Here is a 13,269-nt window from a genome sequence, read left to right as displayed (position 1 = left end):
TTAGATTACAAAAAAATTGTCATTTATTTGAAAAATTAGCAAAATCTTTGGAAATTCAAGCCTAAAATACCTAAACATTCATAAATTGAAATTCAAGCAAAATACACAGTTGTTTTCTATATCCACCCTAGTTGATGTTGTTAGGATTCCACCTAGCTTGTTTGGAACCACACTCAAAAAGGCAGCAGTGAACATACTCAAAGAAAAGTACGAGAGTATGATTAATGCAGATTTAGGGTACATCATCATGATTTTAGATGCCAAAGTTGATGAAATGGGAAAAATGATTGCAGGTGACGGCGGAACATTCCATAAAGTTCAATTTGAGGCATTGACGTTTTATCCAAAATTACAAGAGATTGTTCAGGGAGAAATTGTAGACATTACAGACTTTGGAGCATTTGTAAGAATCGGTCCAACTGATGCATTGCTTCATTTATCACAAGTTATGGATGATTACCTAAAGAGTGATGTAAAATCTGGAATGATTTTAGCTAATCAAAGTGGAAGAACACTAAAAGTTGGCTCTACACTGCGTGCAAGAATTACTGCAGTATCATTAGGCAAAGCTGCCGCAATGGGCAAGATTGGAATTACTTGCAGACAGCCATTCCTCGGTGCAGATGATTGGATTGCAGAAGAGATAAAGAAAGCTGGTGGCGGTTCTGACAAACCAGCAAAAGAAGCTGAAGTAGAGGCAAGTTAAAATGGCACGAGAGATGGCATGCAGAAAATGCAAGTTTGTTACCACAGGCAAAGTCTGTCCTGGTTGTAAATCATCAGATTTGACTCCGGATTGGAGTGGAATAGTGCTGGTAGTTGATCCAACTAATTCAGAGATTTCAAAAACTCTAGGCATCACCCAAAAGGGCAAGTATGCAATCAAAGTAACATAAAAAATTTCTAAATCTTTAAAATCACATTAGCGTTTTAACAGTAATGTTGTCATTTAATTCTAAAAAACAATTGTCACAGTTTCTTGCAGAAGACATTGGCACAGGAGACATCACAAGCTCTCTTTTATCAAAGAAAAAGATCACAGCCAAAATAATTTCAAGGGAGAATGCCGTGATAGGGGGCGCATCGCATGCGAAAGAGATTTTCAGATTAAAGGGATGTAATGCAAAAATTCTGAGAAAAGACGGCTCAAAAATCAAGCCCAATCAAGCAATAATGATCATTTCAGGAGATGCGGGCAAAATTCTAGCGTGTGAAAGAACGGTGTTAAATCTCATTACAAGGATGAGTGGAATTGCAACTCAAACAAATGATCTTGTAAAGAAGATTCCAAAAAATGTAAAATTGTATGCAACAAGAAAGACAGCCCCAGGACTTAGATATTTTGATAAAGAAGCAGTAGAGATTGGAGGAGGCAAAAAACACAGACTCAGACTAGATGAGATGGTGATGATAAAAGACAATCACATTGCAATTGAGGGATCATTGGAATCATTAATTAAAAAAACAAAGAAAAAATACAAGAAATTTGAGGTCGAGGTTGAAAATACTTTTGATGCGATTCTTGCAGCAAAAGAGGGAGCAGCAATAATCATGTTAGATAATTTCTCACCAGTACAAATCAAGAAGACAGTTCAAGAGCTAAAAAATCAAAAACTGCGAAACAAAGTAATGCTGGAGGCATCAGGCGGAATCAATTCCAAAAACATTGCAAAGTATGGAAAAACAGGGGTGGACATCATATCTGTTGGAAGCATCACTAATTCGGTTAAAGGAATTGATGTGAGTTTAGAAATTTAATGATTCAGTTCTTCCAATAATGCAATAACTGCTTTGTTTTTAGGGTTAATTTCTTGAATTTTTTCACAGCATTGAATAGATCTTTTGTTTTCGCCCAATTTTTGGTGAGAATATGCTTTTAATAATAAAACTTCAATATCATAAGAGCCGATTTCAAGTGCTCGCTCAAAATAAGTTATTGCAGTCTTGTACTTTTTTTGCAAATAGTAAATGCCACCCAAAGTAAACAAAAGATCATGATGATGTGGAACTTTGTGCAGATATTCTGTGCCGGATTTTAATGCAGCGACATATTTTTTTTCTTTAACTAATTTTTTGATCTCTTTTAGTTTTTCAATATTTTTTTTCTTTTGAGGATCTTTTGGGGTGAACAATCCAACCAAAATTATCACATAGTTTAGCTGATTTCAAGCATTCTGTTAATTGCTAAGCGAGCCTTATCTGCAATATCTTTTGGAACAGTGACGATATTTTTTTCATTAACTAGTGCATCATGTACTTTTTCAAGAGTAATCATCTTCATGTATTGACATTCAGCTTTCTCAGATGCAGGAACGAATGTTTTTCCAGGATTTTGCTGTCTCATCCTATACAAAATACCAGTTTCAGTTGCAACGACAAAGTTTTTTGATTTTGATTTGTTTACATGATTCAGCATCCCTTCGGTTGAAAGAATTGAGACTTTTTTGTCATCAAAGCTTCCGTCTGCAACGTCATACATCATGGGTGTTGTACAACTGCATTCTGGATGAATGATAAATTCGGCATCCTTCATAGAGTCTAGTTTTTCAGATACATCTTCAGGCCTGATACCTGCATGTACATGGCATTCGCCTGCCCAAATATGCATATTTTTTCTCCCGGTCATTTTTGCTACATAAGATCCAAGAAACATGTCAGGCAGAAACAAAATCTCTTTTTCTTCAGGAATGGACTTTACCACATTAACGGCATTCGAAGAAGTACAGCAATAGTCAAGCTCCGCTTTGATCTCTGCAGTGGTATTGACATATCCTACTGCAATAGCATTTGGATGTTGGTTTTTCCAGTTACGCAGTTCATCAACAGTGATAGAATCAGACAAGGAACATCCAGCATCTAAATCAGGAAGCAGTACTTTTTTGTCAGGACTGATTATTGCCGCGGTTTCGGCCATAAAATTTACGCCACAAAACAGAATTGTTTGTTGATCCACATTTGCTGCTTGTCGTGATAGGCCCAGAGAGTCACCAACAAAGTCTGCAACATCCTGTACGTCAGGAATTTGGTAATTGTGAGCCAAAATTACCACGTTTTTTTCCTTCTTGAGTCTCAAAATCTCATCTTTGAGTTGGGATGACTGTTGGACTAACATAGACCACGAAATTTGAGTTTGTGAGAATTTAAAGAATGGGAAGTAGACCATAATTCTCTGAAAATATAGCTAATGTGGCAATTATTGCCACATTAGGTGCCAATCTGAATATCATCAGAGCAGTATTTTCTCAGAGTTTCAATTGCAGACAAAATTGCCAACCTGCTGGTTTTTGGATTATTAGGATCAGGGAAATTTTCAATTGTAAAGGTCATTTTTCCAAATTTTCCTTTAGCTTCAATGTGATGTGTGTTTTTGTCAGTATTAGGGTCTGCAATTATTTTTACAATTGTTTTTTCACTTCCTATTCCACACAAGGATAAAAGAGCAGCGACATTGATGTTTGCAGGAAACATAGACACAGCTTCTTTGGCAGTTCCTTCAAAAATTATTGTTGATGAGTCAATTGCGTCTAAATTGATGTCCGAAGTTTCAAAAAACTTTGCACCTTTTAGGGAACGTGGATGTTTGGTTGTTGTGATGGATACGGACTCTAATTCATCTTTGACTGATTTTAAGCCATCCAATCCTGCAATTGCGCCAGATGGAAGATAGATGGTTTTTTTAAAATGATTGCACGCATCTGATAAAACATCATAAATTGATTCATCCAATAACGCACCAACACTCATGATCATCAAATCACGCTTGTTTTGCAATACGCTTAATGCAACATCTTTTACTGCGTCCTGGGATGCAGCTTCCACAATAATGTCAATTGGGTTTGAAGACAAGAGATGCGAATTTTCAACAATCAAGGGCTTGTTGTTTAATTTTGATGCAAGTTCAGTGGCAGCATATTTTGAGTTATCATAAATGTGAGTCAGAACGCCTGGAATTTTACCTGTGTCAATTGCAAGAGCAATCTGAGTTCCAATTGCACCACAACCCAACAGACCTATTCTTTTCAATTAATAACACTAGAAAGAGTCACTTAATTAATCAATAAATTTTAGGTATTATTTCCCACTGCCAAAAAACTGAAAAATTTGTCTTTTTTGATAGATTGCTATGCCTATTAAAATTATCAAACCAACAATCAGACTAACATATTCAGAAAAATACTCCGCAGAAACTTCCCAAATTCCTCTCCAAAATAACACAAGACCGACACCTGTCAATAATAACAGAATCGTTCTTTTTGTAAAGAACTTGTTTTTCAATTAACTACGGATACACATCATAAGGATCTTTAACTTAAGGATATAGATTAGTTTGAAATCGATGATCACTTAATTGATTCTAGTCCAACCATTAAGAACGGGATTCTTTCGTATAACGTAAATTATTCCCGTTACGGATATTGCAAGAATCAAGATTGCCAATCCTCCAAATTCAGGAATCACTCTGGTTCCAATGACTTCAATATGTGTAGTATTTTCTGAAAGGATAAATCCAACCACGTAATCATTTGGAAATTTCATCAAGTCATATCCAGTATCGACGCCATCAACCAGAACTGTAAATTTTTCACCTTCCGCGTAAAGAACGTCTTGAGGCGTTCTTATCCAAAAATCTGTTTTTTCAGGGACGTCTTCCATGATAATTTCAATTGATTTTCTTTCCTCGTTGATGTTCATAGAATGCAATGTTGGAAGGGGATCATCGGATCCCATGGCATCAAGACTTCCGTGAAAGCCATAGTAAATGTCATAGGATTTTCCATCAAAATCAAATGTAATTTTTTCAGATTCCAACTGAGAGATATCAAGATATTGGGCATATGCCTCAGGGTTGAAGATGTGTTCTGCAAATGCATAGTTGGTAGGAACAATCAAAAGAAGCAGGAATGCAAGACGGATCATTCAAAGATCAATAGATTTTACCAGATATAACAAAACGGCAAATTCTCAGATGTGGTTTTCGGAAGAGTACAACTTGTTATCAAATTATTTATGTAAAGAAATTCAAAAAATATTAATGAATTTGGTTTATGCAGCAATTATTTGCAGTGTGTTTCTTATGATTCAACCATCATACGGAGACGTGGAATCTCCTAGAAAACAGATGGAGCGAGGAGTTTCAGCTGCAGACGTGATGTGTAAAGCAGGATTAGAACGAGTAATCAGAACAAACGGAGATGCCGCCTGTGTAAAACCAGATACTGCAGAGAGAATGAAAAAAGCAGGAATGTTATTGATTCCGATAAATTTTTCAGATTTGCAAAAAGACATCCAATCAGTTACGGCATCAGAAAAAGAGATGCAGACAGTCCCTGCATCAAGCATGTCAATAGTGAATTTCTACATCACTGATCAGGACCTGAATACGGCACATAGTGGAATAGAGGTTGTTCCCATTCAGGGATTGTTTGAATTTACCATTAACGGAATTCCAATAGAGGGTCCAAAAAACATGATTGAGACAGGACCGAACACCGGTGAGTTCTACATCAGATTGGAACTGCCAGACACAATAAATGGAAGACCGCTGAGTCAAGACGATATTGTCTTGATAAAATACTTGGATGAATCAGACTATTCAGGAGAACAAAGGATTTTGGTCAAGTCAGTTCCTTTAACAAAGACGTTTGCCAAAGTAGAATCGTCTGGAGGAGGTTCGCGAATTGGCCATGAATTTACCGTAAGAATTTACGAGCCTGATGCAAATAGGGATTCCAAAGATGAAGACAAAATCCCACTAAGTTCTCTTGAATATAGAGGGGATGGAGGAATCAGAACCACTTTGGCAAATCCAAGATTTGACGCAAACTCCAGCTATTTGATTGAGACAGGCCCCAATACAAGCACATTTGAGGTGAAGATCAAGATTCCAAGAGAGTTAGATGGCAAAGTTATCCACATTGGGGACAGCTATGAAATCAGATACATCGACAGGTCTACACCTTCTGGAACAGATGAGAAGATTATTCTCAAGGGAAGAATCGGATAAATTCAAAAAGCACCAATGCCTCTTTCCCAAACTAAAACGACACCAACAACTACACAAATCATTTTATGATATAATAGACAATTTGCCAGTTTAATTTTTCCTGTGTTTCTGGAAAAACACATGCTAAACTGCTATTTGGTCTTTGAGTAAGAACATGTTCTGGATTTGGACATTTAATTTCAAACATTGATACGTTATCTGCAATTTGTTGTTTTAATGATAGAGGTGGGGGCATGGGAAGACCACGACACGGTTCTAAATATCTTCCAGCATCTTCATCAAAAATACATGCGGAAAAGGATTTTGGAAATGTACCAAACGGAATAGTTCCCATAATGACTAAACTGATAATGATCAAGAATCTAGTTTTCATTTTCCATCACCGTACTTGAAACCAAAAACAAGTCATCATAGTTATTCTCTGGGAAATAGTTTGAAACTATGGATGTTTTTATGGAATTCAGATCCGGTCCTGTAATGACAAACGTAAATCCATCTAGAATAAATTCAACGTTATAATCGCGAAAGCTTTCGGGTAGACTGCTGTTTTTATCCATTGCACTGCCTCCAATTCTAATTATTGTGTCATTAATCTGCCAAAACTCTGAATTTGGTTTTGCAACATTCAAAAAAGACTTTTGATCTTGTGCAGATACGTTTCTTACCTCAAAGGAGATATTTTGGTAGGATGATGATGCAAAATCAGTATATCTTGCATTCACATTGTTATGATCAGGATGGATTTCTGCCAAGACAAGCCCTGCAAAGTCCACGGGAATCATTGGATGATTGGGGTTTGTTTTCTTGTACGAGTCAATTAGAATTTGAGAGCCCTGACGAATTTCTTGCATAGACATGATGCGTCCAACTCCAATGACACCATTTTCCTGCATGGTCCAGACAGGCGGCTCTACATACAGAGAGCCGTTCTCATCAATGGACAGATCAAGATATGGCAAACCCAAAGGAGAATCATTCATCACAGGATACGGATACATCATTGCGCCATCAGTTGGTCGATACATACTTCCCCAGCAAGGATCCTCCATTCTTTGACGACCATCATCTGGCCAGTATTTTATCTGGCAATGAACACCTACAGATAATGCACTATACGCTCTGAATGCAGAGACGTCATCCACTGTACCTCCCAGTGCTTCTGGAAGACGAATCAAAATGAATTTCTGAAAGACATCCCTATTTTCAGTATCTTCTGGGTTTGGATAGTAGAAAAACTCCATGCTGTTTGGTCTCATCACGGTGATGTCTTCAACAGGTTCTTGTTTTTTTGGCAATTCCAACACTCCAATGTTTGGTCTGCCAGCTTCAATTCGTCTTTTTTCAAGCTCGCATTGCTCATCGCATTCTTCAAGCGCATTCCAAAGAACCACAAATGAAATTGATGATGCAATGACAAGACCTACAATTAATGTTAAAAATCTAGTTTTCAACTATATTCCTCAAATTGTATTCCTAGACTCAGATCATATGGAATTGAATGCTCAATTAGCTCAGGCATCTGACATGGAAGCAGTGCATCAGGCATCTTTACATGACTTCCCCAAAACTCTATGTATGTTTGTCCATCAATCTCAAATGTATCAAGATATTCGACCACATGACCCATTTTTCTATCAGTTCCAGTACAATGCGACACAAATGTTTGTCCCTGAACAAGATTTGCATAGTATTCAAACTGAAGTTCTGGTGGGCTTGTGTTGTGATTTGCAAATTCTATTCTGATTTGCTTAGTGTCATGATTGATCAAATCAACTTTGTGAATATCAAAGAGTCTCCCATCATCAGTTGTGAGACCGTCTGGAAAATACAAAAACTCGCCATATTCAGATGGAAATGCAGTACGCACCTGCACTTCTCGGTCTGGATAAAAAATTTCTCTAGGGGGTCTGCAAACATGTTCATTTTCTGTAGTTTTGACACAAGCAAATCCATCTGATTCCCATTTCAATTTGCATTCCTTATCACATCCAAGGTCATGGAATTGCTTGATGGCAAGCAGTGCTTCCCAATGCGGGATTGTGTTTGGTTCAATGGAAATCAACAATCCAGATGTACCAACCAAAACTCCAACAGATATTATTATTGCATGCTCTAGTTTCATTTTCTAATCATATTCTCCACATACATTATCTTTGATGGTTTGAATGGTTGGCTCTTCAAAGTAGAATATCTCAACAGGTTCCTGAGATGAGATAATTCTTTCACATTTGTAAGTAATTTTTTGACCATCCATACCATCACTAAAAGTCAACGAAACATATCTTGCATTTTTAAAATAAGTGAAACTAATGTGGTCTTCAAACAATGTGCCAGACATTGTAGTCATTCCAGATTGTGGATAGGTTTCATGGAATTGTTTTACTAGTTCATTTGACTGGTAATCAGTAATTTGTTGATTGTTAAGTGGAGCTACAACAAACACCAAAAAACCAGTAATCACAAAAAATGACAAGACAACTCCCAGAATTCCAGTAATTATTAGATTTCTAGTTTTCATTTTCAAGTCAATGGATTAACAAATCTTCCCATGAACAATATTTGGTCAGTTTCATGGTCTTGTATAATATAGACAAACGGATGATTTCCATAAAACGTGTATGGAGAACCTGATTGCAATTCAGCCATTGCTCCAGTTGCAGCAGCAGCCTCTGTTCCCAACTCATGAAGATCAATTGCAGTCTTGTGAACTGCCTCATCTATGAAGATGTTTGGATAATCTGCCATTCCGCTTAGATCAGCCAATTCTCGAGAAAACGGATGTATCATCCCCATTTCTGTTAGAATCTCCCTGAGATCATAATCCATCTCCATTGAAAATTTTGGTATAATTACTGATACCATTTTTTCAGATAGTTTGGATTTTAATTCATTAAAATAATTTGCAGTAAGATTGTCTTCTAACTGTTTTAGCTGATGCATCTCAAAGGATTGTAAAAGATACATGGATGCCCTGTTACCTTTGTAAGGAAGTTCAACAATTTTTACGGCATCATCTTCATAATAATTAAAATGATGATTTTTAATCTTCATCATATCTATCATTTGTACATTATCAGCAGTGACAAAAAATTTCCTTTCATATGTCATGCCGGGAGGAAATTGTTTTTCCCACAATCCATTAAAGTAAACGGTATTAGTTGCTGCCATCAAAGTTAGGGGTCCAGTGCTATTGTCTTCAAAAATTTTTTCAATTTTACCGTTTGTGTTTTCTTTAATCCACTGATTTATGGTTTGAACGCCATGATTGAAGACAAAATCAACATTTTGGGAGGATGCAGCATAGTCATTTGTTACTATTTTTACATATTCAGGAGTTAGCTCATACATGTCTGAAACCCATATTCCATTTTTGACATTTAATTCAAAGTCAGGGTTTGCTTGGTTTAGGTTTTTAATTGTGTTTTTGTAAGATAGTCGTCTTTTCTCTGAATCTTGTTCAAACGAAAACAATTGCTGCATGTTTTCTCTAGTCTCGCCTTGTGCAGCTTCATAGATTATGGCAAAAACAATATCGATGCTAATAGGTGAAAAAAACAAGTTTTCATCAGAGGTAGACAGGTGTTTGTAAAATTTGAAACCAAACTCATTTGAGTTTAATGAAGCATGATCAGAAAGATTAATCGGACTATCTTGGAGCAAACCATCAAACATGGAATTTGAGTTTGATACGTCATTTTCTTCAAGGAATTTTCTCTCATCATCAGTATTGTCTAAACTATACAGTACAGTTGGTGCAAGGATTACAGTAATGCTTGCTGAAACAATTACAATAAGCAGTATTAAGAATTTAGTTTTCATTATACCTTCCTCTAGCAAATAAGAAATCCCAAATCATAGTATTCCTCGTCATGTACAAATCCTTTAACATACACATCGTCTAGGTTGTATGCCGTCTTTTTTTGATCAAACCATTCTCGATAGTTGTTCCAGTCAGGATTTTCAGGCACTCCCTTAAATGCCACGATGCTTTCAAGTTCGGTTCCAATTTTTTCAATTGTCTGTTTTATTTTTGGGACAGAATCCATGTCCTTGTCAGTCAATGTGATGTATTTTTCGTCTTTGAGATCATCTTGCAGACGAATTGATATTGATTGCATCTCATGCTCATCTGCAATCCAAAACACGGTGGAGCCCATCGTGTATGATTTGTCACGATATACTATTTGTGGGGCAACAAACTCATTTGAGAATCCTTGTTTTTTGGGATCTGCAAGCTTTTCATCCAGATTACCATCCAGTTTCATAAAATAATCATCCTGCGTGTCATTGTATTTTGCAATTGCCTTTTCCATAATAAAAAATTCATAATCTACCAACTCTCTTAGCCCAATCTCTGTCTTGGAATGCTCATTTGATGGAGACTCAATATAGTGCGTTGCCCTAATCAGTTCACCAAGTATGGGAAATTCATTCAGGGACTTTTCATCAAGCTCAAAGAACACGACATCTTTTGTGCCAGATTTTGTTTGTTTTAGATCATCATGTGAAAGAAGGCGAAGTGAGATTGTTGCACACATGTCAGTAGGATTCAGGTGCACAAATCTGTCTTCAATACTTGCAATATCTAATGGTGTCAATTCAGGTTCAGAAGGTACAGTTTTTTGTTTTATTATATCTCCTAATGGTTCAGCCCAGCCCCTCTGCATCAGTTTTGCTTTCGTATCAAGACTCACGCATGCTGGAGAATTATTAGATTTTTTGAAAACTTGTACAAAGTCATCTTTGCATTGTATTTCGTCAATTGGAATTCCATGTTTGATTTGTTTTAGTGGCGGTTTTTCTTCCAACTTGTAGGCGTCTTTGTCAAATGAAACTATCCCACAGCTGTGACGATAGTCGCATTGGATTGGAATTGTGGTTCCGTTGTGAAACATGCCAAAACATACAGATGAATCATACGTGCAACTTGCACCACTCATTGTTGCAAATTCATAGTCTTGACTACTAGGTAACTCGGCAGGCAACGGTAGTTGAGAAATATTCAAAACTGCTGATTCAGACCAAGCACTTCTCAGTTCATCGCCACTAGAATTTTTACTCACAAAGGATATGTTTAGAAATATTTTTTCTGAAGAGATGTTTTGATCTACATACAGTGTTACTGGAACTCGATATATGGCAAAAAAACCATTTGGTATTCTCTCAAAATTTATGTGTACACTACTTGCATCTGTTTTGGGAGTAATATCCACAATTGGAGACATGCCGCGTAACCAATATGGGGAGTCAGTTATCTGGAACTTTAGTTCAAACTCATATAGAGCACCCGGAATTATTGTGTCAGGCAATCTTTCAAAGCTGGAACTACCTTCAAAAAGATTCTGTTTAGCACCTAACACTTCTGGGACAAATGTAATACAACCAATCAAGATAAGGAAAACCACAAAATGTTTCATACTGTATGAAATCTTATTCAGTCATTGAAAAGTGCTTCTGACATTTTATATTATTTTCAAGTGCAAAACCTACACAATCTAAACTAAAGTACCTTCATGAGCACAGATACTTTAATTACAATAATACAGTAATGACAAATATGCAGGTTTCTCAAAAATCAAGAAAGTTCACCATACTGGTAAACAAGGAAAAAGAGGGCGGATATAGTGGCAAATGTCTGGAACTGCCAGGAGCCATAAGCCAAGGCGAAACCCTCAAAGAATTAAAGATAAACATGGCAGATGCAATCAAACTTGTTTTAGAATACATTCAAGACAAAGCAAAGAAAGAAAAAAACAAGATTATTGAAATTACGGCTTGAGCTTACGAAATCACGGCTTTCGTGCGGTTTTGAAGGGCATAAACAAACATGGAGATCACAGCAGAGCAACAAAAAAAAAGTCAAAGAATGTTGGAGAACAACCCAGAACTGAAGATCTAATGGGAAAAATGCTCAGTGAAATGTCATCAAAGATAGATGCTGTGGAAACCTCACTTACAGAAGTACAGAAAAAGAAAGTCAAACTGCTTTCTGCATAGTAAGAGATCACATATCTCTGCGCACTGTGAAATGTTCTACTCACATCATGACAAGGATTAGATACGTTTTAGTTCTAATTTCAGTTTCAATATAACATGACTTTTTGGCCAATTCATATTCCATCTGATCAACTAAACGACATTATCAAATTTGGAGGGATTTTAATCGGAGGCTTGTTTGGATTGGGACTACTAACATGGTATCTTTCAACAATTATGGAATAATGCAAAAAATACTTTTAATGAGATTTTTAGTCCAAAGGAATTGTCAAATACAGAAAAATGGAAAAAAGAACTAAAATCATAATCATTGGAATTGCATGCTTACTTGGCGCAACATGGTTTCTTTGGGTTCCAATTACACTGATGACTGCAAGTGGCTGGTTTTCGTCTTTTGTAACCGCAATTACCTCTGATGAAGAATATGTGAAAAAAGCATCACAAAATCCAACAGTAAGGCAATACATTGAATCCTACCCTGAATATACCACCAATCAGCACAACGAGTTTCTGGGATGGAGAGTGATTCATTTTGATGTGGAGAAAGGCCCATCGATGTATGTTAAGGTGAGTAATTTGCATGGTGGAATCAAAGTCAGTGCGACATGTCCAAACTCACAAGGAATTTCATTTTCTCAAAATGCCACACTGGCACAACAAATAGTCACAGATGGTTGTTGATTGAAATTTCACCCAGTCATTGAAAAGTCTGATGTTTTGTATCAAATCCCAACAGATTTGAATTTTAAAGCATGAACCATATTACAAAAATTATAAAATTAACTCGATTAACAAGATTACTTTGATTCAAAATTCAATCAACGATCAAATCCTGTAACAAAGTCATAGATTTTTGCATTGAAATTTGTCAATATTTTTTGTAATTCCTTACTAGGTTTTCCATAAACTTCAAGTCTGTTTAACTTTGATATTTGGAAAATTTGTGGTAGCATTGTTTTAGATGCCACACCATTGTTATGTTCAATGGTTGCCTTTGAATCTGCATATCTCTCATAAACAATACATCTTGTGTTGTCATCACTAAGATAGAAACTGTATTGTAATGTATTTGGTTCATTGGTCTTAACTAGTTTGCTCATTTTCCGAATCAGTTTTTTGAACTCATTAATTTTTTCTTTTTTAATTATAATTTCCGCTTTAATGTGAATCTGACTAGACATTTAATTGAATTAAGATTCAGAATATTTTAATTAACCACATTACTGCACTTAGGAGATTCGATGTTTAGATCCTGACAGGTTTGCATA

19 protein-coding genes are annotated in these 13,269 nt (G+C 36.3%); 8 read left to right on the top strand and 11 right to left on the bottom strand.

The window, feature by feature from the left end:
* Window positions 1–109: 109 nt before the first annotated feature.
* The 3 genes from OO712_RS02945 to nadC are packed head-to-tail and all read left to right on the top strand — an operon-like array spanning window position 110 to window position 1,758.
* The gene (locus OO712_RS02945; RefSeq protein ID WP_109876900.1) at window positions 110–706 is read left to right on the top strand and encodes a DNA-directed RNA polymerase; all 597 of its coding nucleotides are present in this window, start codon (window positions 110–112) and stop codon (window positions 704–706) included.
* 1 nt (window position 707) lies between these two features.
* Window positions 708–896, top strand: a complete 189-nt coding sequence (gene spt4 / locus OO712_RS02940) for a transcription elongation factor subunit Spt4 (RefSeq protein ID WP_109876714.1) — start codon at window positions 708–710, stop codon at window positions 894–896.
* A 43-nt stretch (window positions 897–939) separates the two neighbouring features.
* On the top strand, window positions 940–1,758 hold the full coding sequence (gene nadC / locus OO712_RS02935; RefSeq protein ID WP_109876715.1) for a carboxylating nicotinate-nucleotide diphosphorylase: 819 nt from the start codon (window positions 940–942) through the stop codon (window positions 1,756–1,758).
* Here the strand turns inward: nadC and OO712_RS02930 are convergent.
* From OO712_RS02930 to OO712_RS02915, 4 genes are all read right to left on the bottom strand, one after another.
* Entirely contained in the window at window positions 1,755–2,150 is a 396-nt protein-coding gene (locus OO712_RS02930; protein WP_109876716.1) for a tetratricopeptide repeat protein, read from the bottom strand. The genes nadC and OO712_RS02930 overlap by 4 nt on opposite strands.
* 5 nt (window positions 2,151–2,155) lie before the next feature.
* Window positions 2,156–3,112, bottom strand: coding sequence for a quinolinate synthase NadA (gene nadA / locus OO712_RS02925; RefSeq protein ID WP_109876717.1), 957 nt, complete (start codon window positions 3,110–3,112; stop codon window positions 2,156–2,158).
* A gap of 92 nt (window positions 3,113–3,204) precedes the next feature.
* Window positions 3,205–4,023, bottom strand: a complete 819-nt coding sequence (locus tag OO712_RS02920; RefSeq protein WP_109876718.1) for an aspartate dehydrogenase — start codon at window positions 4,021–4,023, stop codon at window positions 3,205–3,207.
* Window positions 4,024–4,344: 321 nt separating this feature from the next.
* Window positions 4,345–4,917, bottom strand: a complete 573-nt coding sequence (locus OO712_RS02915) for a PEFG-CTERM sorting domain-containing protein (RefSeq protein WP_109876719.1) — start codon at window positions 4,915–4,917, stop codon at window positions 4,345–4,347.
* A gap of 115 nt (window positions 4,918–5,032) precedes the next feature.
* On the opposite strand from OO712_RS02915, the gene OO712_RS02910 reads away from it, so the two are divergent.
* Window positions 5,033–6,004, top strand: coding sequence for a WING-49 domain-containing protein (locus OO712_RS02910; protein ID WP_109876720.1), 972 nt, complete (start codon window positions 5,033–5,035; stop codon window positions 6,002–6,004).
* Window positions 6,005–6,062: 58 nt separating this feature from the next.
* On the opposite strand, the gene OO712_RS02905 is transcribed toward OO712_RS02910, so the two are convergent.
* The 6 genes from OO712_RS02905 to OO712_RS02880 are packed head-to-tail and all read right to left on the bottom strand — an operon-like array spanning window position 6,063 to window position 11,394.
* Window positions 6,063–6,377 carry a WING-49 domain-containing protein gene (locus OO712_RS02905; RefSeq protein WP_146195985.1) on the bottom strand — a complete coding sequence of 105 codons (315 nt, stop codon included), beginning with the start codon at window positions 6,375–6,377 and terminating at the stop codon, window positions 6,063–6,065.
* Window positions 6,367–7,455 (bottom strand): hypothetical protein, encoded by a 1,089-nt coding sequence (locus tag OO712_RS02900; protein WP_109876722.1) that lies wholly within the window; start codon window positions 7,453–7,455, stop codon window positions 6,367–6,369. The genes OO712_RS02905 and OO712_RS02900 overlap by 11 nt, the downstream gene beginning before the upstream one ends.
* The gene (locus tag OO712_RS02895; RefSeq protein ID WP_109876723.1) at window positions 7,452–8,126 is read right to left on the bottom strand and encodes a hypothetical protein; all 675 of its coding nucleotides are present in this window, start codon (window positions 8,124–8,126) and stop codon (window positions 7,452–7,454) included. The genes OO712_RS02900 and OO712_RS02895 overlap by 4 nt, the downstream gene beginning before the upstream one ends.
* 3 nt (window positions 8,127–8,129) lie before the next feature.
* Entirely contained in the window at window positions 8,130–8,522 is a 393-nt protein-coding gene (locus OO712_RS02890; protein WP_146195986.1) for a hypothetical protein, read from the bottom strand.
* A gap of 2 nt (window positions 8,523–8,524) precedes the next feature.
* On the bottom strand, window positions 8,525–9,823 hold the full coding sequence (locus OO712_RS02885) for a serpin family protein (protein WP_146195987.1): 1,299 nt from the start codon (window positions 9,821–9,823) through the stop codon (window positions 8,525–8,527).
* An 11-nt stretch (window positions 9,824–9,834) separates the two neighbouring features.
* Window positions 9,835–11,394, bottom strand: a complete 1,560-nt coding sequence (locus tag OO712_RS02880) for a WING-49 domain-containing protein (protein WP_264953861.1) — start codon at window positions 11,392–11,394, stop codon at window positions 9,835–9,837.
* A 167-nt stretch (window positions 11,395–11,561) separates the two neighbouring features.
* On the opposite strand from OO712_RS02880, the gene OO712_RS02875 reads away from it, so the two are divergent.
* The 4 genes from OO712_RS02875 (at window position 11,562) to OO712_RS02860 (ending at window position 12,682) form a co-directional block, all read left to right on the top strand.
* Window positions 11,562–11,783 (top strand): type II toxin-antitoxin system HicB family antitoxin, encoded by a 222-nt coding sequence (locus OO712_RS02875; RefSeq protein WP_109876727.1) that lies wholly within the window; start codon window positions 11,562–11,564, stop codon window positions 11,781–11,783.
* Complete coding sequence (locus OO712_RS02870; RefSeq protein ID WP_109876728.1) at window positions 11,780–12,001, top strand: hypothetical protein; 222 nt, start codon at window positions 11,780–11,782, stop codon at window positions 11,999–12,001. The genes OO712_RS02875 and OO712_RS02870 overlap by 4 nt, the downstream gene beginning before the upstream one ends.
* A 96-nt stretch (window positions 12,002–12,097) precedes the next feature.
* A complete protein-coding gene (locus tag OO712_RS02865) occupies window positions 12,098–12,226 on the top strand; it encodes a hypothetical protein (RefSeq protein WP_263970065.1) in 129 nt (42 codons plus the stop codon).
* A gap of 57 nt (window positions 12,227–12,283) precedes the next feature.
* Window positions 12,284–12,682: a hypothetical protein gene (locus OO712_RS02860; protein WP_109876729.1), complete on the top strand. Its 399-nt coding sequence runs from the start codon at window positions 12,284–12,286 to the stop codon at window positions 12,680–12,682.
* Window positions 12,683–12,819: 137 nt separating this feature from the next.
* On the opposite strand, the gene OO712_RS02855 is transcribed toward OO712_RS02860, so the two are convergent.
* Window positions 12,820–13,182 (bottom strand): putative quinol monooxygenase, encoded by a 363-nt coding sequence (locus OO712_RS02855; RefSeq protein WP_109876730.1) that lies wholly within the window; start codon window positions 13,180–13,182, stop codon window positions 12,820–12,822.
* Window positions 13,183–13,269 lie beyond the last annotated feature (87 nt).

The organism is Nitrosopumilus zosterae (genome assembly GCF_025998175.1).
In the GTDB taxonomy this organism is placed as follows: Archaea; Thermoproteota; Nitrososphaeria; order Nitrososphaerales; family Nitrosopumilaceae; genus Nitrosopumilus; species Nitrosopumilus zosterae.
Note: the sequence above shows the minus strand (reverse complement) of the source record. Positions and strands in the feature narration are given on the sequence as shown.

Excerpts from the sequence above, each read along its gene's own strand:
- OO712_RS02905 (WP_146195985.1), bottom strand. The coding sequence starts at position 6,377 with ATGAAAACTAGATTCTTGATCATTATCAGTTTAGTCATTATGGGAACT.
- OO712_RS02865 (WP_263970065.1), top strand. The coding sequence starts at position 12,098 with ATGACTTTTTGGCCAATTCATATTCCATCTGATCAACTAAACGACATT.
- OO712_RS02910 (WP_109876720.1), top strand. The coding sequence starts at position 5,033 with ATGAATTTGGTTTATGCAGCAATTATTTGCAGTGTGTTTCTTATGATT.
- OO712_RS02915 (WP_109876719.1), bottom strand. The coding sequence starts at position 4,917 with ATGATCCGTCTTGCATTCCTGCTTCTTTTGATTGTTCCTACCAACTAT.
- OO712_RS02860 (WP_109876729.1), top strand. The coding sequence starts at position 12,284 with ATGGAAAAAAGAACTAAAATCATAATCATTGGAATTGCATGCTTACTT.
- OO712_RS02855 (WP_109876730.1), bottom strand. The coding sequence starts at position 13,182 with ATGTCTAGTCAGATTCACATTAAAGCGGAAATTATAATTAAAAAAGAA.
- OO712_RS02890 (WP_146195986.1), bottom strand. The coding sequence starts at position 8,522 with ATGAAAACTAGAAATCTAATAATTACTGGAATTCTGGGAGTTGTCTTG.
- nadA (WP_109876717.1), bottom strand. The coding sequence starts at position 3,112 with ATGTTAGTCCAACAGTCATCCCAACTCAAAGATGAGATTTTGAGACTC.
- OO712_RS02885 (WP_146195987.1), bottom strand. The coding sequence starts at position 9,823 with ATGAAAACTAAATTCTTAATACTGCTTATTGTAATTGTTTCAGCAAGC.
- OO712_RS02875 (WP_109876727.1), top strand. The coding sequence starts at position 11,562 with ATGCAGGTTTCTCAAAAATCAAGAAAGTTCACCATACTGGTAAACAAG.
- OO712_RS02895 (WP_109876723.1), bottom strand. The coding sequence starts at position 8,126 with ATGAAACTAGAGCATGCAATAATAATATCTGTTGGAGTTTTGGTTGGT.
- spt4 (WP_109876714.1), top strand. The coding sequence starts at position 708 with ATGGCACGAGAGATGGCATGCAGAAAATGCAAGTTTGTTACCACAGGC.
- nadC (WP_109876715.1), top strand. The coding sequence starts at position 940 with ATGTTGTCATTTAATTCTAAAAAACAATTGTCACAGTTTCTTGCAGAA.